General features: G+C 62.1%; 20 protein-coding genes and 3 pseudogenes. 14 read left to right on the forward strand and 9 right to left on the reverse strand.

The window, feature by feature from the left end; genetic code table 11:
• Window positions 1–38: 38 nt before the first annotated feature.
• The 7 genes and pseudogenes from NKI58_RS23805 to NKI58_RS23835 all read left to right on the forward strand — a co-directional run bounded on the left by NKI58_RS23805 (window position 39) and on the right by NKI58_RS23835 (window position 4,745).
• Window positions 39–485 carry a (2Fe-2S)-binding protein gene (locus NKI58_RS23805; RefSeq protein ID WP_352623742.1) on the forward strand — a complete coding sequence of 149 codons (447 nt, stop codon included), beginning with the start codon at window positions 39–41 and terminating at the stop codon, window positions 483–485.
• Window positions 486–495: 10 nt separating this feature from the next.
• Window positions 496–2,735, forward strand: a pseudogene (locus tag NKI58_RS23810) (xanthine dehydrogenase family protein molybdopterin-binding subunit).
• Complete coding sequence (locus NKI58_RS23815) at window positions 2,732–3,100, forward strand: c-type cytochrome (protein ID WP_352623746.1); 369 nt, start codon at window positions 2,732–2,734, stop codon at window positions 3,098–3,100. Before NKI58_RS23810 ends, NKI58_RS23815 begins: the two are co-directional and overlap by 4 nt.
• 64 nt (window positions 3,101–3,164) lie before the next feature.
• Window positions 3,165–3,584, forward strand: a complete 420-nt coding sequence (locus tag NKI58_RS23820; protein ID WP_352786129.1) for an arginase family protein — start codon at window positions 3,165–3,167, stop codon at window positions 3,582–3,584.
• A pseudogene (locus NKI58_RS23825) lies at window positions 3,583–3,723 on the forward strand (short-chain fatty acyl-CoA regulator family protein); the annotation flags it as partial. The gene NKI58_RS23820 and the pseudogene NKI58_RS23825, both read left to right, overlap by 2 nt.
• A gap of 300 nt (window positions 3,724–4,023) precedes the next feature.
• Window positions 4,024–4,473 carry an amidohydrolase family protein gene (locus NKI58_RS23830; protein WP_352786131.1) on the forward strand — a complete coding sequence of 150 codons (450 nt, stop codon included), beginning with the start codon at window positions 4,024–4,026 and terminating at the stop codon, window positions 4,471–4,473.
• On the forward strand, window positions 4,446–4,745 hold the full coding sequence (locus NKI58_RS23835) for an amidohydrolase family protein (protein WP_352786133.1): 300 nt from the start codon (window positions 4,446–4,448) through the stop codon (window positions 4,743–4,745). Before NKI58_RS23830 ends, NKI58_RS23835 begins: the two co-directional genes overlap by 28 nt.
• A 63-nt stretch (window positions 4,746–4,808) precedes the next feature.
• Here the strand turns inward: NKI58_RS23835 and NKI58_RS23840 are convergent, their stop codons facing one another.
• The 3 genes from NKI58_RS23840 to NKI58_RS23850 are packed head-to-tail and all read right to left on the reverse strand — an operon-like array spanning window position 4,809 to window position 5,806.
• Complete coding sequence (locus NKI58_RS23840) at window positions 4,809–5,126, reverse strand: aldehyde dehydrogenase family protein (RefSeq protein ID WP_352786250.1); 318 nt, start codon at window positions 5,124–5,126, stop codon at window positions 4,809–4,811.
• Window positions 5,127–5,156: 30 nt separating this feature from the next.
• On the reverse strand, window positions 5,157–5,363 hold the full coding sequence (locus NKI58_RS23845; protein WP_352623754.1) for a zinc-binding dehydrogenase: 207 nt from the start codon (window positions 5,361–5,363) through the stop codon (window positions 5,157–5,159).
• Window positions 5,294–5,806 carry a zinc-binding dehydrogenase gene (locus NKI58_RS23850; RefSeq protein WP_352708033.1) on the reverse strand — a complete coding sequence of 171 codons (513 nt, stop codon included), beginning with the start codon at window positions 5,804–5,806 and terminating at the stop codon, window positions 5,294–5,296. Before NKI58_RS23850 ends, NKI58_RS23845 begins: the two co-directional genes overlap by 70 nt.
• Here NKI58_RS23850 and NKI58_RS23855 point away from each other — a divergent pair.
• A pseudogene (locus tag NKI58_RS23855) lies at window positions 5,794–6,573 on the forward strand (IS110 family RNA-guided transposase); the annotation flags it as partial. The gene NKI58_RS23850 and the pseudogene NKI58_RS23855 overlap by 13 nt on opposite strands.
• 370 nt (window positions 6,574–6,943) lie before the next feature.
• Here NKI58_RS23855 and NKI58_RS23860 read toward each other — a convergent pair.
• From NKI58_RS23860 to NKI58_RS23875, 4 genes are read right to left on the reverse strand one after another with little or no spacing between them, the layout of a single operon-like run.
• Window positions 6,944–8,143, reverse strand: a complete 1,200-nt coding sequence (locus NKI58_RS23860; RefSeq protein ID WP_352786136.1) for a mandelate racemase/muconate lactonizing enzyme family protein — start codon at window positions 8,141–8,143, stop codon at window positions 6,944–6,946.
• Between the two features lie 17 nt (window positions 8,144–8,160).
• The gene (locus NKI58_RS23865; RefSeq protein ID WP_352853781.1) at window positions 8,161–9,522 is read right to left on the reverse strand and encodes a mandelate racemase/muconate lactonizing enzyme family protein; all 1,362 of its coding nucleotides are present in this window, start codon (window positions 9,520–9,522) and stop codon (window positions 8,161–8,163) included.
• Between the two features lie 56 nt (window positions 9,523–9,578).
• The gene (locus NKI58_RS23870; protein WP_352786140.1) at window positions 9,579–10,745 is read right to left on the reverse strand and encodes a mandelate racemase/muconate lactonizing enzyme family protein; all 1,167 of its coding nucleotides are present in this window, start codon (window positions 10,743–10,745) and stop codon (window positions 9,579–9,581) included.
• Window positions 10,746–10,799: 54 nt separating this feature from the next.
• A complete protein-coding gene (locus tag NKI58_RS23875; RefSeq protein WP_023679253.1) occupies window positions 10,800–11,510 on the reverse strand; it encodes a GntR family transcriptional regulator in 711 nt (236 codons plus the stop codon).
• Between the two features lie 207 nt (window positions 11,511–11,717).
• Here NKI58_RS23875 and NKI58_RS23880 point away from each other — a divergent pair, with 207 nt between their 5' ends.
• From NKI58_RS23880 to NKI58_RS23905, 6 genes are all read left to right on the forward strand, one after another.
• Window positions 11,718–13,196, forward strand: coding sequence for an ABC transporter substrate-binding protein (locus NKI58_RS23880; RefSeq protein ID WP_352708028.1), 1,479 nt, complete (start codon window positions 11,718–11,720; stop codon window positions 13,194–13,196).
• Window positions 13,197–13,274: 78 nt separating this feature from the next.
• The gene (locus NKI58_RS23885) at window positions 13,275–14,234 is read left to right on the forward strand and encodes a carbohydrate ABC transporter permease (RefSeq protein ID WP_352786143.1); all 960 of its coding nucleotides are present in this window, start codon (window positions 13,275–13,277) and stop codon (window positions 14,232–14,234) included.
• Window positions 14,231–15,121 (forward strand): carbohydrate ABC transporter permease, encoded by an 891-nt coding sequence (locus NKI58_RS23890; protein WP_352708026.1) that lies wholly within the window; start codon window positions 14,231–14,233, stop codon window positions 15,119–15,121. The genes NKI58_RS23885 and NKI58_RS23890 overlap by 4 nt, the downstream gene beginning before the upstream one ends.
• Window positions 15,122–15,131: 10 nt before the next feature.
• Window positions 15,132–16,229 carry an ABC transporter ATP-binding protein gene (locus tag NKI58_RS23895; RefSeq protein ID WP_352708025.1) on the forward strand — a complete coding sequence of 366 codons (1,098 nt, stop codon included), beginning with the start codon at window positions 15,132–15,134 and terminating at the stop codon, window positions 16,227–16,229.
• A 33-nt stretch (window positions 16,230–16,262) separates the two neighbouring features.
• A complete protein-coding gene (locus tag NKI58_RS23900) occupies window positions 16,263–17,426 on the forward strand; it encodes a mandelate racemase/muconate lactonizing enzyme family protein (RefSeq protein WP_352708024.1) in 1,164 nt (387 codons plus the stop codon).
• Window positions 17,427–17,448: 22 nt separating this feature from the next.
• The gene (locus NKI58_RS23905) at window positions 17,449–18,198 is read left to right on the forward strand and encodes a ribonuclease activity regulator RraA (RefSeq protein WP_352786146.1); all 750 of its coding nucleotides are present in this window, start codon (window positions 17,449–17,451) and stop codon (window positions 18,196–18,198) included.
• Here NKI58_RS23905 and NKI58_RS23910 read toward each other — a convergent pair whose 3' ends face one another.
• The gene (locus NKI58_RS23910; protein ID WP_352708021.1) at window positions 18,199–19,020 is read right to left on the reverse strand and encodes an alpha/beta hydrolase; all 822 of its coding nucleotides are present in this window, start codon (window positions 19,018–19,020) and stop codon (window positions 18,199–18,201) included. It abuts the gene before it with no gap.
• An 8-nt stretch (window positions 19,021–19,028) separates the two neighbouring features.
• Window positions 19,029–20,516, reverse strand: coding sequence for an NAD-dependent succinate-semialdehyde dehydrogenase (locus NKI58_RS23915; protein ID WP_352708019.1), 1,488 nt, complete (start codon window positions 20,514–20,516; stop codon window positions 19,029–19,031).
• Window positions 20,517–20,519: the final 3 nt, after the last annotated feature.

Consider the following 20,519-nt stretch of genomic DNA (forward strand, 5'->3'; position numbering starts at 1 on the left):
GTCGTGTTGGCTTTCCCGCGAACCGAAAGGTGAAGGCCATGGAACTGACCATTAACGGCTCGACATTTCAGGTCGACGTCGAACCAGACACGCCTCTGCTCTGGGTGCTGCGCGATGTGCTGGGCATGACCGGCACAAAATATGGCTGCGGCGTCGCCCAGTGCGGCGCATGCACGGTGCTGATCGATGGACAGGCCACGCGGTCCTGCGTGATGACCGTGGACAGCGTCGTCGGAACGGCGATCACGACGATCGAGGCGATCGAGCAGGACACCGAGGGCCGGAAGGTGGTCGAGGCGTGGGTTGCCAACCAGGTGCCGCAATGCGGCTACTGCCAGTCCGGCCAGGTGATGGCGGCGACGGCGCTGCTCAAGCAGACGCCGCAGCCCACTGAGGACGACATCGCCGGCGCGATGGTGAACCTCTGCCGCTGCGGCACATACAACGCGATCTCGGCTGCCGTCCGGCAGGCCGTCCGGGCGTGAGGAGGCAACCATGAACGACATGACCCCCATCCGGGACCGCTCGTCCACGCGCCGCGAGGAGGGACCGCTCAACATCTCTCGTCGCGGCTTCCTTGGCGGCGCCGCAGCGCTCGTTCTTTCGGTCACCGTGCCGGTCGGACGTGCCAGGGCGCAGGCCGGTACACCATCCGTCGCACCTGGCACGCGAATCGCCGCCTTCCTGGAAATCCGCCCTGATAGCACGGTGCTGTTCCGTAGCGCCTTCATCGAGGGCGGGCAGGGCATCTTTACCGCCATGGCGCAGATCGTCGGCGAAGAGCTGGATCTCGATCCAACGCAGTTCGTCGTGGAAGGAGCGCCTCCCGGTCCTGACTATCTGCTGACCGGCGGCGGCCGTTTTACTGGCGGCAGCATGTCGGTGCGGATGAGCTACGAGACGATGCGCAGGCTTGGCGCATCCGCGCGCCAGATGCTGCTGCAGGCGGCCGCCGAACGACTCGGCGTCCAGCTATCGGAGCTTTCCACGGAACCGGGCCAAGTCGTGCATACCGCGAGCGGTCAAGCAATCCCTTACGGCGAGATTGCCGATGCAGCCGCCGATCTGCCAGTGCCAAACGATATCGTGCTGCGCTCTCCCGACAGCTTTCGCTGGATCGGCAAGCCCGTTCGGCGGCTCGACGCGCGCGACAAGTCCACGGGGCGCGCGCAGTACGCGATCGACCTCAAGGTGGACGGCATGCTTCACGCCGCCGTCCAGCATAGCCCGCGCCTCGGCGGTGAGCCGGGCGCGCTGGCGAATGAGGCGGAGGTGCTCGCCATGCCCGGCGTGCACTCGATTCACCGCTTGCCTGGGGCAGTGGCGGTCGTCGCCGACGGGTGGTGGCGGGCGCGCCGCGCGGTGGAAACTCTGCAGGTGACCTGGACGGAGCCTGCGGCTGCAACGCCTCGCGCCATGCCGGCTGATTTCTCCTCCGAGACCCACAAGGCCATGTTGAAGTCGACACCCGGAGACGGCGTCGCTTTCGAGCAGGAAGGTGACGCCGCGGGTGCCCTTGCAGGTGCGGCCCAGGTCGTGGAGGCGACGTACGACGCGCCCTATCTCGTGCACGGCCAGCTCGAGCCGCCATCGGCGATCGCGCGCTGGAACGAGGGCGGGACTCTCGAGCTTTGGATCCCAAACCAGGCGCCCGAGATGTTCCAGGCCGAGGTGCAAAGGTCGCGGGCATCGAGCCGGGCAAGGTGATCATCCATTCGCCGATGCTCGGCGGCTTCTTCGGGCGGCACTTCCTTTATCAGACGGCCAACCCGTTCCCGCAGGCGATCCTGCTGGCGAAGGCGGCAGGTCGTCCCGTCAAGCTCATCTGGAGCCGCGAGGAGGAATTCCTGCGCGACACGTTGAGACCAATGGGGGTCGCCCGTTTTCGCGCCGGTCTCGACGCCGACGGTTTGCCGGTCGTTCTGGATGCCGTTGCGGTGGGTGAAGGTCCAACAGGACGTTGGTTCGGCCGCCAGCCGGACAAGGTGGACAGCTCCGCCGTCGAAGGCATCGCGGGCAAAGTCTATGCGATTCCGAACCGGCGCGTCGGCCAGATTCACGTCGACGACCCGGCGATCATCGGCTTCTGGCGGTCGGTCGGTCATTCGATGAACGACTTCTTCTACGAGACGTTCTTCGATGAAATGGCCGACGCAGGTCAGCAGGACCCCTACGAACTGCGGCTGCGGCTTCTCGCGGACAGCCCGCGCCACAGCAATCTTCTGCAGGCAGCCGCCGATCTGTCCGGGGGGTGGAAGCGCGGTCCTTTCGCGGCAGAGGACGGCAGCCGCCGCGCGCGCGGCGTCGCGATGGCCTCGCCCTTCGGCAGCGAGGTGGCGACGATCGCCGAAGTCTCGCTGCGCGACGGCGAGGTCGTCGCGCACCAGATCTGGGTGGCTATCGATCCCGGAAGCATCGTCAATCCGGCCATCATCGAGGCGCAGGTGAACTCGGCGGTCGCACTTGGCCTGTCCTCGGCGCTGCTGGAGGAAGTCGTTTATGTCGACGGCATGCCGCAGGCCCGCAACTTCGACGCCTATCCCATCCTGCCGCCCGACAAGATGCCGCGGGTGCATGTGCGCATCGTCGAAAGCGGTGCGCCGATGGGCGGCATCGGCGAGCCTGGCCTGCCGGGCGTGCCGCCTGCGGTGGTCAATGCCGCCTCGGTGCTCACCGGCCAGCGTATCCGCAGCCTGCCCCTCTCGAAGCTCGACCTGAAAGGCATGAAAGGATGAGGAATTTCGTACTACCTGCCTTGATTGCAGCAACCTGGGCAACGGATTTGTCCGTTGCCCAGGAGGCGAATCCCGGTTCAGGGGAGCGCCTGTTCCGGCAGCGCTGCGGGGCCTGCCACCAGATCGCGACCACCCGGAACGGTGCCGGACCTCACCTGCAGGGTGTGGTCGGCCGCGCCGCCGCCAGCGTCGAAGGCTTCAACTACTCTCCCGCCCTGCGCGACTCAGGCATCACCTGGACGCCCGAGACGCTGGAAACCTACCTCGCGAATCCGACTGCCATGGTGGGCGGCACACGAATGGTTCAGCGCTTCAACAGCGCAGACGAGCGGCACGCCATCATCGAGTTCCTGAGTAGCCTGTAGCGCGGCTCCAAGGCTTGCTTTGGGCCGTACCCCGGATCGAATCGGACCGCCCGGCATTTGCGACTTGCCCGCCGATATCCGTGGCGGCGCTTACATGTCGGTATTCGAACGCATCGTGCTGCCGGCGCTCACTCGCTACAAGCCTGACTTGATTGTCGTACCATCGGGCTTCGATGCCTCAGCGGCCGACCCGCTGGGACGTATGATGCTGCACAGCGGCAGCTACCGCGAGATGACGCGGCTGCTGATGCAGGCGGCGGACGATCTCTGCGGCGGGCGGCTGATGATGTCGCATGAAGGCGGCTATTCGGCTTCCTACGTGCCCTATTGCGGGCTGGCGGTGATGGAGCAATTGTCCGGCATCAAGACTGATATCGATGGTCCTTTCCTGCCGGTCTTCGAAGGCTACGCCGGCCAGCCCCTGCAGCCGCATCAGGCGGCCGCCATCGCCAAGGCGGAGGAATTGGTGGGCGGCATCGGATAGCTTTGAGCCGATTGGCATTTCCTGCCGGATTTGCGAACGGACGAATTGTGCAGCGCGCGCCGTGCCGCCGCTCAAGGAGTGGCTGGGGATTGACCATGATCAGCGAGCGGCATTGCCATACCGACTGAACGACAATTGAACTTGCTGAAGGAGAAGGGGTCGGCGCCGGATTCGATGAGCGTCAGGCCACATGGCTGAGAGCGGGGCATTCCGCTCATCTTGAAATAAGTAGGTCCACGGTGGCCAAGGAAACTGCGGGCCTAGTTGTTTGAGAGTGTCGGTGTGTGTCGGGATCAGCTCTTGGGCGTTTTGACCTCCTAGACAATATATCACCGACCGGCTGGTCAGTCGTTGGTCTAGTTGGTCTTCAACTGGCCGACGCGGTTTTCGGCGATCCAGCGCGCGGCGAGCACCAGCGCGCCATGCTGAAATCCTTGCCATGCTTGGCCACCATTTCTTCCGACAGCTTGGCCAGCCGTTCCAAAAATCCCACGACCGCTATCACGCCTGGGGCGACGATCCGCTGCGTCAGGTCGCAGCCTACAGCCTGGAGGAAGTGACCGAGGCCGTTGACGAAGCCCATCGCAACCAGCTCTATGTCAGCGCTCATGCCATTGGCGAGGCGCCCGTCAGGCTGGCGCTTGAAGGCGGGATCGATGTCATCGAGCATGGCTACGGCATATCGCCGGAGACACGGGCACTGCTGGTGGCAAAGGGGACGATCGTCGTCTCCACGATCTCGCAACTGTATTTCCATCGCGCGGCCTATGATGCCTATCACTACCCGCAGTGGGAGCGGGAGGTTTACGAGCGCCACTGGGCGGCAATGCAGCGCGATTTTCGCTGGGTCTCGCGGCCGGCGTGCGGTACGCGCTCGGTACCGATCTGATTGGTGGGCCGACACATCCGTTGCATGAGGCGGCGACGGAATTCCGGCTCGCGGTCGAGTGGGGCATGAGCAAGCACGAGGCGCTGCTCGCACGAACGATCGTAGCTGCCGAAGCGCTCGACCTCGCATCGGAAACAGGCAGCATCGAGGTGGGCAAGGCCGTCGACATCATCGCGGTCGATGGCAATCCCTTGCTCGATGTCACGACCCTCAAGAAGCCGATCCTGGTGATGAAGTTGGGACGCTTTGCCAGGCAACCACTGCCTGTCTGATCGACGAGGACGAGAACGGCGGGCGGGGACCGGTGTTCTCGCCGTCCCCGGCGAAGGCTCGTTCTATTGACGGATGCCGAGCACCTCACCGAGCGCGAGATCGCGGATCTTGCCCTGCTCCCTGAAGATGATTTCGGTCAGGGACTCGGCATTGTCACGGATATTTGCCGCAATCGCCTTCACATATCCGGCGCGCTCGATTGGCGGCAGTGCCGCCCATGCTGGCTGCGCCTTGCGGGCTGCTGCAACCTCATCGACAGTTGCGGCCGACGCGTGGGGGATGTCGGCAATCCGCTCCTCGGTTGCTGGATTGAAAACCTCGATTCGGCTCGCCGCATCGGCATCTTCGACGAAACGCCCATTGATGAAATGCTTATAGATGTCATGGAAATCCTCCCTTCGAGCTTGGCTTCAGGCGACGGGCATACGTGCGACGATCTTGCCTGACACTTCGCGGCGGCGAAGGCGTCCAAGCGCGTCGGGTATGGCAGCGAAGTCGATCACTTCCTCAACCATCGGATCGAGTTGACCGGCCGCAAGCCGCCTCATCAGCTCATCGCCAATCGTCTTGAAATCACGCTGGGTCGGCAGATGACCGGAGAAATACGCGCCGCCCAACGCCACCTCGTGCACGGATGCCGCGTATATGGCGGCACATTCGCCATGACCGGCAGCGGATCGATCGACAGGAGTTGGCCGTTGTAGTGGATGAAGCCCAAAGACTTGAGCGCGTCGCCGGGATTGGCCACCTCAAGCATGATGTCGATGCTGTAGCTGCCTTCCGCTTCAGCCCGAACCTTGGCCACCAGATCGGCGTCCCGATAGTCGAAGACGATTTCGGCGCCGAGCTTGCGAACCGCATCGTGGTGCTCGGGCTTGGCAAGCGCGACAATCCTGGCTCCAGCCTGGCGCGCAAGCTGGACAGCGAACCCGCCGACACCGCCATTGGCGCCCTGGATTAGGATGGCCTGACCCGCCGCGAGCCGTGCCTTGCGAACAGTGCCTGGTAGGCCGTGTATCCCGCGCAGGGGATCGCGGCGGCATCCACGATGGCCTGGCACATCTGGCCGAGGTCGGCTTCTACCGAGAGGTTCGGGTCAAAGGTTTTGACAGCATGTTGATTCGCACTCTGATCACCGCGCGGCGCCAGCTTCTCAAGATGCGTTTGCAGATATCCAACCAGATCCGCGGATTGATGAAGACGTTCGGCCTTGTTGTGCCCAAAGGGGCCGGCAGCGTGTTCGAGCGCAACGTTCGCAACTTTCTGCAGGGCGAGGAAAAGCTGGCGCGGATCGTCGTGCCAATGCTTCGGGCCTGGAGTGATATCCGACACCAGACAGCAGAGCTGACCAAGCAGTTGGCCGCGATGGCGCATAACGACCAGCACTGCCGACTGCTCATGTCAGTGCCCGGTGTAGGCACCGTCACAGCCACCGCCTTTGCAGCAGCCGTGGAGGATCCGGCGAACTTCAGGAACTCTCGCTCCGTGGGCGCATGGGTGGGCCTGACGCCAAGGCGCTACCAGTCCGGCGAGGTCGATCATGACGGCCATATCTCGCGCCGTGGCGACAATCAGTTGCGCGGACTGCTATACGAGGCGGCCGCGGTCATTCTGAACCGGTCGACGGATACCAGCACCCTGCGAACCTGGGCGTTGGAGCTCAAAGAACGGCTCGGCTTCAAGCGAGCGGCCGTGGCCCTGGCGCGCAAGCTGGCAGTGATCATGCATGCGATGCTCCGGACGGCGAGCTATTCGATCCGCACGGAGGAATACCCGCCGCCGCCTGATCTGCATATGCCTGCGACGATTTCTTCACTCAACCGATAGCGTTCTTCCAGGACGCACCGAGCCGTCCCTGCCGGGACGTGGCTGAGATCATTCCGCGAAGCGGGAAGCAACCGAAGCAACTGCCTCCTTAGCAGAGTGCGTAACGAACATAGGAAGATCTCACCAGCGAAACTCATCCTGCGGCGATCAGCTTTGCATCGACCGCGTAGACGACCCTGTACCCGGCATGCGAACGAGCATCGGCAAAAAGGACGGCCGCCTTGCACTCACCCCTTGACGGTCGAGCGATTAGACGACCCGCTGCGCGGGATGGGCGCATGGGGTGAGGTAGAGATCACGAACCGGTCATTCCGGATGACAGGTTGCGTGAAGCGGTCCGCGTGGTGCTGGGTGGCGCAAGAAGGATGGTTCAGTCGAAGAAGCCTGCATCCTCTTCCCGGAGATACTTCCTGGCTGCTTCGGCGTCGATGTCGAGGCCCAGCCCCGGCGCTTCCAGCAAGTCCACCATGCTGTCCTTCACGATCTGCGACGGCAGGCCGATTACGAGGTCCTCCCACCAGGGGTCGGAGGCGCTCGGGTATTCGAAGGCAATGAAGTTGGCGGGCAGGGTGGCGCAGACATTGATCAGCGCGCCGAGGCCGAGAAGGCCGTTCGCGGTGCCGTGCGGTGCCATCAGGATCGAGTGCATACAGGCGTGCTCGGCGACCCATTTGAGCTCGGCAATGCCGCCAATATCGGCCGGATCGGGGCCGATGACCCGCACCGCCTGCGTTTCGATCAGCTCCTTGAAATTGTGCCGCAGGTATATCTGCTCGCCGGTATGAATTGGCGTCGAGGTGGCGGTGGTCAGCTCCCGATAGGCCTGCGGATTGACCCACGGCACATAGTCGCCGGTCAGCATGTCCTCGAGCCACATCAAATTGTACTTCTCGACCGCGCGAGCGAACTTGATCGCATCGGACAGCATCCAGCCCGGGCCGCAGTCGAGCGCCAGGCTGACCTTGTCGCCCAGCACTTCCTTCATCGCGATCACGCAGTCGAGCATGTGGTTGAAACCGCGCTCGCTGATGACGCCCTGATCCATGGCACCGTGGTAGCCGGCCTTCTTCTGCGTCACGCCGTAATGGAAGTCCTCGATGGTGTCCTTCATGTTGGAGTGGAACGAGATCCCTTGCTTGATCATGAAGAAATTCTGCGGCTGCTCCATCATCCATTTCACGTCAGCGGCGTAATCCTCCGGCCGGTCCCCCGTTCGCTTCTGGCGGATCGAGCCGTTATAGACGCGCACCTTGTCGCGCACCTTGCCGCCGAGCAGTTTGTAGGCCGGCACGCCTGCAGCCTTGCCGGCAATGTCCCACAGCGCATGCTCGATAGCGCTTACCGCCGCGCCATAGGGCTTGAAAGAGCCGCGTTGGCGGATCTTCAGCATCACCCGCTCGACGTCGGTCGGGTCCTCGCCGATCAGCGCCTCGCGGAAATGCAGCACCCAGGGTTTGAGGTAGGTCTTGGTGAACTCGACTTCGCCAAGGCCATAGAGGCCCTCGTCGGTAACGATGCGGACGATGGGATGTTTGCCGATCACGGCGCAGCGGAGGTCGGTGATCTTCATCTTCGGTTCTTTTCGCCTCAGCTCCAGGTGCGGTCCCAGGAATACTCGTTGTCCCAATGATCCGTAGGCTGCCAGATGCCGGTGACACCCGGCTGCAGATGCTTCGAGATCACCTCGTCGACGACGTCGTCAATCCCCAGACCCGGTCTGTCCGGAACAGTGATAAAGCCGTCCTCCACGAGCGGCTTGGAAACGCCGGCGACGATATCGTCCCACCAGTCGACATCGGCAGAGTGGTATTCGAGCGCCATGAAGTTTTCGGTCGCGGTCGCGACATGTGCCGCGGCCATTGCGGCGATTGGACTTTCGGCCATATGGATGGCCATTGCGACGCCGTGGTCCTGGGCCATGTCGCCGATCTTCTTGGTCTCGAGGATGCCCCCGCTGGTGAGCAGGTCCGGGTGGATAATGGAGAGGCCGCCGCTCTTGAGCAGAGGCTCGAAGCCTTCCTTAAGGTAGATGTCCTCGCCGGTGCAGATCGGCACCGTCGTGGCGGCCTGCAGTTGCCGGAACTGCTCGGTGTACTGCCATGGGATCACATCCTCGAGCCAGGCCGGCACGTATTTTTCAATCCGCCTGGCGAGCCGAATGCCGTCCTGCAGCGAGATGTGGCCGACATGGTCAATGGCGAGCGGAATATCCATGCCGATAACATCGCGAACCTCGGCAATGTACTGTTCAAGCAGGTCGAGGCCCTTGTCGGAAAAGTGGAGGCCGGTAAACGGATGGGGGACGTTATGCAAATCGTAAGCGGCATTGCGGGCGCGCCGCTCCTCCATGGTCTTGACCGGGCCGCGGCCGGGATGGATGCGGTACCCTTCAAGTGAACCGGCAGGGGAGACGACCGCACCGGGTACATCCGCGATCTGCATCAGCCCCAGATCCATCTTGAGGAAGGTGAAGCCGAGCGCCATGCGCTGCTTGAGGCGCTTGCCGGTCTCGGTGCCGCTCGGCACGGTAGCGTCGGTGTCGCAATAGACGCGCACCTTCTCCCGAAACCGGCCGCCGAGCATCTGGTAGATGGGAACGCCATAGGCCTTGCCGGCGAGATCCCACAACGCGATCTCGACCGCCGAGACGCCGCCGCCTTGCCGGCCATGGCCACCGAACTGCTTGATCCGGCGAAACAGGCGGTCGATGTCGCAAGGGTTCTCGCCAAGCAGCCGGCTCTTCAGCATCAGCGCGTAGGTGGCACTGGCGCCGTCGCGCACCTCGCCAAGCCCGACGATGCCCTGGTTGGTGTAAATCTTGAGCAGGGTCGAGGTGAACGGCGCGCCGACGATTTCGGCTACCCGCATGTCGGTGATACGAAGCTGGGATGGCTTGGAGTTCGCGTTTACCCGATTGAGCGCTTCGTCGGCGCCACCTGTCTTTGCCATGACTTATCCTCGTTTTCGGCTTGTCGTCCCGCACCCTGGGCCGGCATAGAGTGTTGCTAGCCCAGCTCAATCTCGTGGGCCTGCAAGTAGTCGCGGTCCATCTCAATACCGAGACCAGGCTTCGACGTCAGCTTGAGGCTGCCGTTCGAAACGTCGAGTGGTCTGTCGATCAGGTGATCGTATTTGCCCAGGTTCCATTCCGATGTTTCGAGTTTGTAGAAGTTGGGAACGGTCATCATCACCTGCGCTCCCGCAACCACGTTGATCGGTCCCGCGGCGTCATGTGGCGAGACCGGCACGTAGTAGGCTTCGCACAGCGCAGAAATCTTCTTGAGTTCGGTAATGCCGCCGGTCCAGGTAACGTCGGGCATGATGTAGTCGGCGAGCCTGTTCTCGAGTACCGGCACGAAATCCCACTTCGTGTGGCCGCGCTCGCCCCACGAGATGGCGGTATTGACCTTCTCACGCACCTGCTTGAGGGCGTTAAGGCTCTCGGGCGGGCAGGGCTCCTCAAACCAGTCGATCTGGCCGGCCTCCTCGAGGCTCCGACACAGGCGAATGGCGGTGGGGACATCGAAGCGGCCGTGCGCATCGATGAGAATGTCGACATCGGGTCCTGCCGTTTCGCGGATCAGAGCCGTGAGTTCGGCGGCTTCGCGCTCGTCCTTGCGGGTCATGCTGCCATCGAGGTAGCCGTCTCGCTGTTCGCGGGGCAGGCCATCGGCGCTGCGGCCCTGGTGGGGGTAGGGATCGAACTTGAGCGCAGTGTGTCCGGACTCGACAACGTCTAGAATTTCGCGGACCACAGCCTCCTTGCTGGTGAATTTGGCCTGGTTGGGATGGGTGTAGAGCGCGATTTCATCGCGTACCGGCCCGCCAAGTAGCTCGTAAATCGGCTTGCCGAGGACTTTGCCCCGGATGTCCCAGAGGGCAATATCGATGGCGCTCACGCATTCGACGGCGGCGCCGCGGCTTCCCATGTAGGTGAAGCTGCGGAAGATCTTGTGCCAGAGATGCTCGATACGCGCCGGATCCTCGCCTGTCACGGCGACGCCGATCTGCCGCAGGATCGTGCAGAGAGCGCGGTTGGCGAGCCTTGTCGTGGTGGTGATCTCTCCCCAGCCACTCACACCCTCGTCGGTCGTCACTTCAACGAACAGGAACTCTCCCCAGTAAGAAGCATCGGACTTGATCAGCCACGGCCGAATGCTCGTGATTTTCATCTCAACTACCTTTGCCTGAAAATGGTCAGCTAACGATGTTCTGGACTGGACATTCTATCCGGCCCGAGCGGCGTTGCGCGCTCGCATCTGTTCGAGAATATGCCGGCCCGAACCCTCGACATGGCGGGAAACGAGTTCGGCCGCCTTGTCGGCCTCTCCCGCCTTCACAAGCGCGATGAGTTCGCGGTGCTCGCGCATGATCGCGGCACGTCGCGCCAGCGTGAAATTGAAACGACGGCTCACGGCTCGCAGCACTTCGCGATGCTTCCACCAAAGCTCGGCGGCGTGGCGGTTGTAGTGCCGCTGGTACATCACGGTGTGGAAAGCGGTATCCAGCTCACTATGCCTGAATGTGTCGGCGAAATTGTTCTCTTCGATCAGGCCTTGGAGACGTTCGAGTTCGGCGATGTCCTCGCCGGTAGCCATATTCACAAACCATCGTGTCAGGGCTGGCTCGATCAGAACACCGATCTCGTAGATATCCCGGACAAAATCCTGATCAATGGGTCGGACGCGCGCCCCGCGGTTGGCGACAAAGGTGACAAACCCTTCGCCGCGCAACAACTGCAGGGCCTCGCGCACAGGATTGGTCGAAGTGCCGTGACGCCGGGCGAGATCGGTGACGACAAGCCGTTCGTTGGCGGCGAGCCGTCCCTCGATGATGTCTTCCCGGATCAATTCATAAAGCGAGGCGCCCTCGCTGGAGGCCCCGATGGGATCGGTCCCCACCGGTGGCATCGCTTTGAAATCGCTTATTTCGGCCAAGGCCGGCTCCCCATTTAATACATACCTTGTCCGATATCACACACGGCTTTCGCAAACAATGTACGATCTGGCGCGTTGACAGGCAATCCATGATCTGAAAACGTACCAAGCGATCGAGAGGATACACTAAGCTGAAAGAGGCATCCTCGCGATCGAAACGAGCAAGGACCGCTTTAGGGCGGCATGGGAGAACCAGGGAGGATACCTATGACGAGAATTGCGCTCGGCAGTGCCGTCCTGCGCGGCACTGTCGCCACTGCTTTGATGGCATCCCTGACGTCTACTTCGGCGCTGGGTGCGCCACCGGTCGACCTGAGCAAGTGGTCGCCGGAATATGTGCGCTCGATTGCGGGCACACAGGATTTTGACACGGCTGCCGATTGCGCCAAGGTTACCCCGCTCGACTACAAGGGGCGACTGACTTTCTGGTATCAGGGCGTGTTCGAGGGCGACCCCGACCTCCTGCGCCAGTACTACAAGGATTTCTTCGAGACCTTCCGCAAGACATATCCGAACATCCAGCTCGAGGAACAAGCCCTCACCTATAACGACCTTCTCGACAAGTTCCGCACGGCGCTCCTGGGCAATGCCGCGCCGATGGCGGTCCGCCTGCAAATCCTGGGTGGTACCGAGTTCGCCTCAAAGGGCTATCTGCAGCCGCTCAAGCCAGAGGATGTGGGGTATTCGACCGAGGATTTCTGGCCCGGCGCCATGAAGGCCGTGACCTGGGAGGGCGTGACCTACGGCATTCCGACCAACAACGAGACGATGGCGTTCATCTGGAACGCCGACATCTTCAAGCGTGCGGGCCTCGATCCGGACAAGGCTCCGGCAACCTGGGAAGATGTCGTCAAATATTCCAAGCAGATCCACGACAAGCTCGGCATTGCCGGCTACGGCCTCGTGGCGCGCAAGAATGCCGGCAATACGCCGTACCGTTTCATGCCACAGCTGTGGGCCTATGGCGGCGGCGTCTTCGACGAAGCCACCGCGAATCCGACCTATGAGCAGGTCCAGCTCGATAGCCCGCAGAGCAAGGCGGCGCTGCAAGCCTCCTACGACATGTATGTTCGCGACAAGTCGGTTCCGGTTTCGGCGCTCACCAACCAGCAGGCCGATAACCAGCCCCTGTTCGTCGCCGGCCAGCTCGGCATGATGATCTCGCACCCGTCCGATTACAACGTCATGCTCGACCTGCAGAAAAAGGCGACGGGCACCGACAAGGACAAGGCGCAGACGGTCATCGACAACATGCGCTACGGCCTGATTCCAACTGGCCCCGACGGCAAGCGCGCCGTCGTGTTCGGCGGCTCTAACATTCACATCCTGAAGCCCGAATATGTCGAGGGCGGCAAGGTAGACGAGCCTGCTGCAAAGGCTATCATCTGCATGTGGACGAGCCCTGAGTGGTCGCTGAAGATGGCCTACGCCGGATCAAACCCAGGCAACCTTAACGGCTTCAAAACCAAGTGGATGAAGGAACGTCTGGACAACATCAAGTTCCTGGATGTCACGACCTCGATGCTGCCATACGGCATTCCGTTCCCAGCGCTGCCGCAGGCCCCCGAGATCATGAACATCATCATCCCGGACATGCTGCAGAATGCCCTGACCGGAGCGATGACCGTCGACGAGGCAGCGGAGGACGCGGCCAAGAAGGTAAAAGACGTGATGGGCGGACTCTAGTCCAAGCCTGACCTACGACCTGACCGGCTGCGCCGCTGGCGCAGCCGCCTCGTTCCGAAGAATAAGGGCACGCCACAAGTGACGATCGTGACCGGCAAGGCCGAGGCTCGCCGAAGATTGCAACCCGGTTGGTCCGGCACGCTGCGGAAGATCTGGGAGCATCGCGCGGACTACGCGTATGTGCTCCCGGCGATCGCCGTGATGCTCATCGTCATCGCCTATCCGATCTACTACACGGTCGAGCTGTCGTTCTTTAAGACACCGCCTGGTCTGCAGCTCCGCGACAAGACCTTCATCGGCTTCGACAACTACACGACGATCCTCACCAGTCAGGTGTTCTGGAAGGTCACCTGGAACACACTGATCTGGACGCTGGGGTCCACTTTCATCTCCTTTGTCCTGGGGTTTGCAACGGCGCTGGCGCTCCACCGCGACTTCATCGGCCGTGGTGTCTTGCGCGCTATCCTGATCATCCCTTGGGTCATCAGCGCAGTGGCCGCCTCCTATATCTGGAAGTGGATCTACCATTCGGACTTCGGGATCATCGGCGCGGTGCTGGTCGGCCTCGGATTGGCCGACCAGCCGCCGAATTTCATCGACAATGTCAGCACGGTGCTGCCCTCCCTGATCGTCGTCAATATCTGGCGCGAGTTTCCGTTTGCCATGATCATGATGATGGCCGGCCTGCAGACAGTCCCCGACCAATTGCTACGCGCCGCAAAAGTCGATGGTGCCAATGCATGGCAGCGCTTTTGGCACGTCACCTTCCCGCACTTGCGCAACGTCTCGGTGGTGACGATGCTGCTGCTCGCGGTGGCCAACTTCAATTCCTTCATCATCCCCTGGATCATGACCGGCGGCGGGCCGTCGAACGCATCGCATATCTGGATAACCCACATTTATGAGCTCGCCTTCGGACGGCAGCGCTGGGGGGTGGCATCGGCTTATTCGGTGCTCCTGTTCCTCACGCTGATGACGCTGGGCTACTTCTACGTCCGTGCGTTAAGCGGCAACGAGCCGAAAGAGGGGAGCGCATGAGCACGATTGCCGAGACAGCCCCTCGAGCCCAGACCCGTCGCCGCATGCGCGTCGACGGATGGCGGTGGGCCGGGCGCATATTCCTCGTGTTCATGCTGCTTTATACCGCGTTGCCGATGATCTGGATGCTGATCACCTCGATCAAGTCCGGATTCGCGGCGACGCAATTCCCGCCGCAATGGTGGCCGGACGAACCTACCCTCGCCAGCTATCAGAAACTGCTCGATCCGCAGAACAGCGTCGGCCAGGACTTCCTCCGCTTCTTCTGGAACAGCCTTTTCGTGTCGACCGTCACGACAATCCTTTCGGTGATCGTGGCTGTCCCAGCGGCCTACGCGTTTTCGCGCTTCAGTTTCCCCGGCCGGAATTTCCTGTTCTTTGCCGTGCTGCTGCGCAATATGTTCCCGGCGGTGATCTTTCTCGTGCCACTCTTCATCCTGATGCGCGCGATCGGTCTGATAAACACGCATGGCTCACTGATACTCACCTATCTCACCTTTGGCCTGCCGCTGGCGATCTGGCTGCTCAAGGGCTTTTACGACAATATCCCGGTGCAGCTTGAGCAGGCGGCGCGCATCGATGGCGCAACACGGTTCCAGGCCTTCATCATGATCGTGATGCCGCTCTCGACTCCGGGGATCATCGCCACCGCAATCTATTCCTTCATCGGCGCGTGGAACGAGTACATCTACGCCTACACCTTCCTCTCCAAGAACGAGCAGTTGACCCTGCCGGTCGGCATCCAACGCTTCTTCTCGGAAAATACGACGGACTTTCCGGGCCTGATGGCGGCCAGCTTCATAATGAGTGTGCCCGTCGTGGTGTTGTTCCTGGTCCTGCAACGATACTTTGTACGCGCCCTTACGGAAGGCGCGGTCAAGCACTAGGGAGTTGCCGATGGCCCACGTGGTCCTCCAAGATCTCGTCAAGAGCTATGGCAGCTTCAAAGCTGTCAACCACGTTTCGCTGACGGTCAATGACGGCGAGTTCGTTGCGCTCGTCGGCCCTTCAGGCTGCGGCAAGACAACCACGCTCAATCTCGTCGCTGGGCTGACCCCGATCACATCGGGCGACATCATCATCGGCGAGCGCGTGGTCAACGACCTCGACCCCAAGGACCGGGACATCGCAATGGTGTTCCAGAACTACGCGCTGTACCCGCAGAAATCGGTCTACAAGAACCTGGCGTTCCCGCTTCAGATGCGCAAACTCCCCAGGGACGAGATCGACAAGAAGGTCAAGGAAGCGGCGCGAGTGCTCGACATGACGCACCTGCTCGAGCGCAAGCCGCGCGAACTTTCGGGCGGGCAGCAGCAGCGTGTGGCTCTTGGCCGTGCCCTCGTTCGCGACCCCGCAGTGTTCCTCATGGACGAGCCACTGTCCAACCTCGATGCCAAACTGCGCGTGCAGATGCGGTCGGAGATCAAGCGTTTCCACCAGGACCTCAAGGCGACGATCATCTATGTGACGCACGACCAGCTCGAAGCCGTGACCATGGCTGACAAGATGGCGGTGATGAATGGCGGCTACCTGCAGCAATACGATTCACCGGCGCAGGTCTTTGCCCATCCGGTAAACATGTTCGTGGCCAGCTTCATCGGCAGCCCGGCGATGAGCCTTATTCCGCTGCAGGCATCGATGGCAAACGGCAACACGGTGTTGACCGGCGCCGAGGGCTGGCGCCTTGAGCTCTCGCCGCGCAATGCCCAGAAGGTCGCGAAAGCGACGACCCGGAAAGTCGTGCTCGGCGCACGTCACTCGACGATCAAGCTCCACAAGAGTGCGGTGCCAGGCAGCGTCCCGGCCAAGGCCTATACGGTGGAGCCGACCGGCGACGTCACCTTCGTTCAGGCGTTCCTGTCCGGCGCCATCGTCAACGTCAGCGTGCCGCCGAACATTGCCGTCGCGCCCGACGAGCAGATCTGGCTCGAGTTCGACCAGGAGCGGATGCATCTGTTCGATGGCGAAACTGAAATGGCCCTCAAGGCCAACTGAGATAGGGCGAATGCGCGTGAAACGTGGGCGTGGATGACTGAGAAGCTTAAGATCACCGCGATCAAGCCCTATCCGGTGTGGGTAGGAACGCGCAACCAGCTGCTCGTCAAGGTCGAGACCGACCAGGGCATCTTCGGCTGGGGCGAGAGCGGCTTGAGCGGTCGCGAGAGGGCCGTGGCCGGCGCGGTCGAGCACTATCGCGAGTTTCTCATCGGCCGCGACCCGATGCAGATCGGGCGGATCTGGCAGGAGATTTACCGCAGCCAGTACTTCGAAGGCGGGCGAGTCCTTCAGGCGGCGATTTCCGCCATCGACATCGCCCTTCATGACATCAAGGGCAAGGCGCTGGGCGTGCCGGTCTACGAGCTGCTGGGCGGCAAGCAGCGCGACCGCATTCCCACCTTTGCCTCGACCGGCGACGAGGCCGAGGGCGACGTTGCCATCGAACGGGCCCGCGAACTTCGCGCGCAGGGGTGGCAGGCGATCCGCTTCTTCCCCTTCGGGCAAAACAGCAAGGACATCTTCGAGCCGCGCGAGTCCATCGGCGCTACCGCGGGTATGCTGAACAAGGCGCGCGAGGCGCTGGGCGACGACGTGGTCCTCGGCCTCGACTATCATCATCGGCTGTCGGTGGCAGAGGCCGCGAGCTTCTGCAACAAGCTCGGTCGCGGCGTGCTTGATTTCCTCGAGGAGCCGATACGGGCCGAGACGCCGGAGGCCTATGAATCGCTGCGCACGATGACCGAAATCCCCTTTGCCATAGGCGAGGAATTTGCCAGCAAGTGGCAGTTCCTGCCCTACATCGAGCGCGGCATCCATCAGTTCAACCGGATCGATGTTTGCAATGTCGGCGGGCTCACCGAGGCGATGAAAATCGCTGGCTGGAGCGAGGCGCATTATGTGGACCTGATGCCGCACAATCCGCTTGGCCCAGTGTGCACGGCCGCGACCGTGCATCTCGCTGCCGCGGTACCCAACTTCGCGTGGCTCGAGACCAGGGCACCCGAAACAAAGCTGGGCTTCGACAATTCCGACTTCTTCCCCGTGCAACCACGGCTCGACGGGACCGATTACCCGGTCGGCGATCTGCCGGGACTCGGCGTCGAGGTCAACGAAGTTGCGGTCCAGGCGCAGAGTTTGCGTTTCTGGGAAGCGCCTCACCTTAAGCGCCGCGATGGTTCTGTTACGAACTGGTAGTTCCATTCAATCGGAGTCCACAATGACGCATACTTCCGACATCATGCGGCCGCCTAAAGACCTGATCGACGCGCTAAGGGAGATCGGCGCCGCGACGGTAGCCGGCACGCTTGGCCACATGGGCTTCCGCAATCCGCACATGGTCGGTCCCGTGGCGCAAAACCACGGGAAGTCGATCGTCGGGCCGGCGCTGACGCTGCAGTTCCTGCCGCAGCGGCCGGACCTCTTCACCGAAGGAGAATATGCCGATCCGGAGACACAGCTGCACCGGCACGTGCTCTATCACGCGCAGGAGGGCGATGTGGTCGTGGTCGACGCGCGCGGCGATATGAGCTCGGGCGTCTTCGGCGATATGATGTCGACGTATTTCAAGGGCAGGGGCGGGGCGGGTATCGTCATCGACGGGTGCATGCGCGACCGGCCCAATGTCGAAAAGCTCGATCTGCCCATATGGCTGCGCGGCTGGACGCCAAACTATCATGTGCAGACCAGCATCTATCCCAATGCCGTCAACGTTCCGATTGCCTGCGGCGGTGTCACGGTGATCCCCGGCGATATCATTGTCGCCGACGACGACGGGGTGGTGGTGCTTCCCGTCGTGATGGCCCCGAAGGTGATCGAAGAATCACAAAAGCATCATGATTGGGAGGAATTCTCACGAGTGAAGCTCATGGAGGGCGGCCCGTTGCAACGTTACTATCCGCTGCATGACGATGCCCGCGGGGAGTACGAGGAGTGGCGCAAAACAAATCGCCTGGAGAACCCGAGTTAGTCAGCAGGCCTTGGCGATCAGTTTTGCCAGGCAATCGGCAGCCCCGGTCCCCGGCACGCCGAGATCTCTGACACTGTCCATGTGGTTGCGGTTCGGGAGCACATGCGACGTTACCAACGATCCCTGCCGCAGCAAGCTTGCCTTGAATCGATCGGCTTGCTGATGGAAGGGTGGCGTCTCATTGGCTCCGACCAGAACCGCCGCCTTGGTTTGAGGATCATGCCGACAGGCGAGCGGCGTGAACATGGCGACTTCCTCGTCGGTTATTCCAATCTCGTTGGCGAGAAAGGAATCCTGGAGCGGCTTCAAATCGTAGAGCCCGCTCAACAGAAGGGCTGCCCTTACATTCGAGGGGGTGTGCGCCCCATCGAACAGGAACGTTGCAAGATGGGCTCCAGCCGAATGGCCACTGACGGTCAGGGCCGCCGGGCTTCCGCCATGATCGGCGATGTTGGCCAGGACCCACTGCTTGGCCCGGCGCACCTGGTCGACGATCCTCGCCATTCGGACCTTGGGCATCAGAGCATAATCAAGGATGACGGCAATGGCCCCGGCCCGGGTAATCGTCGTCGCCATATATGAATAGTCGCGCTTGGAGAACATTCTCCAGTAGCCGCCGTGGACAAAGATGTGCACCGGAAGCGCCGTTCTTTTGCCCGCGGGAAAGAACAGGTCCATGGTCTCGGTCGGATCCGGTCCGTAGGCCACGTCAGCGGTCATCGCAATGGTGGCGCGGGCGACCTCGCTGCGATCAACGAAGTCCTGCACGATTTCGTCAAAATCCGCGACGTGGTCGCGGATGCGAAAGGGATCGCCTTGCATTCTTCTGCTCACATGCTGATGGCGAGGTATTTCGCCTCCATGAATTCCGCAATGCCGTGATGCTGCCCTCCCTCGCGGCCGAGCCCGCTCTGCTTGACGCCGCCGAAGGGGGCTGCCGGATCGGACATCAGCCCGCGGTTGAGAGCAATCATCCCGGCCTCGATCCGCGAGGCCACCCGCATGCCGCGCGCCAGATCGCGCGTGTAGATGTAGGCAGCAAGCCCATATTCGGTGTCATTGGCGCGCCCGATGACCTCGGCCTCCGTTTCGAAGCTGGAGATTGGCGCCACCGGCCCGAATATCTCCTCATGCGCCATCTTTGCGTCGCCTGGCACGTCGCGAAGCACTGTCGGAGGGTAGAAGAAACCACGTCCGGACAGGACTGAGCCGCCGCACAAGACCCGCGCGCCGCGTGTGACCGCGTCGACGACAAGGCGGTCTATCTTCTCGATCGCCTTTTTCGTGATCATAGGCCCGCATTCCGTGTCCGGGTCGGTGCCGGCGCCGACCTTGAGCGACGACATTCGCTTCTCGAGGCCCTCGCAGAAGGCTTCGTAGATGCCAGATTGGACGTAGAGGCGGTTTGCGGCCGTGCAGGCCTCGCCGGCGTTGCGCATCTTGGCCACCATTGCGCCATCGAGCGCCGCTTCGAGATCGGCGTCGTCGAACACAATGAACGGTGCGTTGCCGCCGAGTTCCATGGAACATGAGATCACATGCCTGGCAGCCTCTGCCAGCAGAGCGCGACCCACACCCGTCGAACCGGTGAAGGAGAGTTTGCGCACCCGCGGATCGGCCAGCATGGCGGCTGTCAAAGGCCCGGGACTGGAGGTTGTCAGGACGTTGACCACCCCTGGTGGAACGCCTGCGTCCTGGTAGAGCGCGGCCAGCGCGTATGCGGTAAGCGGGGTCTCACTGGCCGGCTTCAGGATCACCGTGCATCCAGCGGCAAGTGCCGGTGCGATCTTGCGCGTCGCCATCGCGGCAGGAAAATTCCAGGGCGTGATCAGGACGCAGATGCCGATCGGTTCGTAGTCGACCACAATGCGGTTGGTGCCGGAAGGCGCAGTACCGAATTCACCGATAATGCGAACCGCCTCCTCGGCATTCCAACGGAAAAATTCCGCGGCGTAAGCGATCTCGCCGCGGGCATCCCGCAGAGCCTTGCCGTTCTCCAGCGCAATGAGAGTCGCCAGCGCCTCGGATCGTTCCGTCATCAGTTCAAAGCAGCGTCTGAGGATCTCGGAACGCTTTCGCGGCGACGTTGTCCGCCAGCCATGGGCTGCCTTGGCAGCGGCGTCAACGGCAGCGGCCGCGTCGTTCACGGTCGCATCGGGCACAGCGGCGATGACAGCCTCGGTCGAAGGATCGACGACCGGAATCACCCTGCCATCCGCTGACTGCCGCCATTGGCCGCCAATATACAGCCCGTGCGAAATTGTGTGGAAGTCGCTGACGCCCTGATCATCCGACAGAACCTGTGAAAACGTGTTCATCTC

This window comes from Mesorhizobium sp. M0522, assembly GCF_040321085.1.
Classification (GTDB): domain Bacteria; phylum Pseudomonadota; class Alphaproteobacteria; order Rhizobiales; family Rhizobiaceae; genus Mesorhizobium.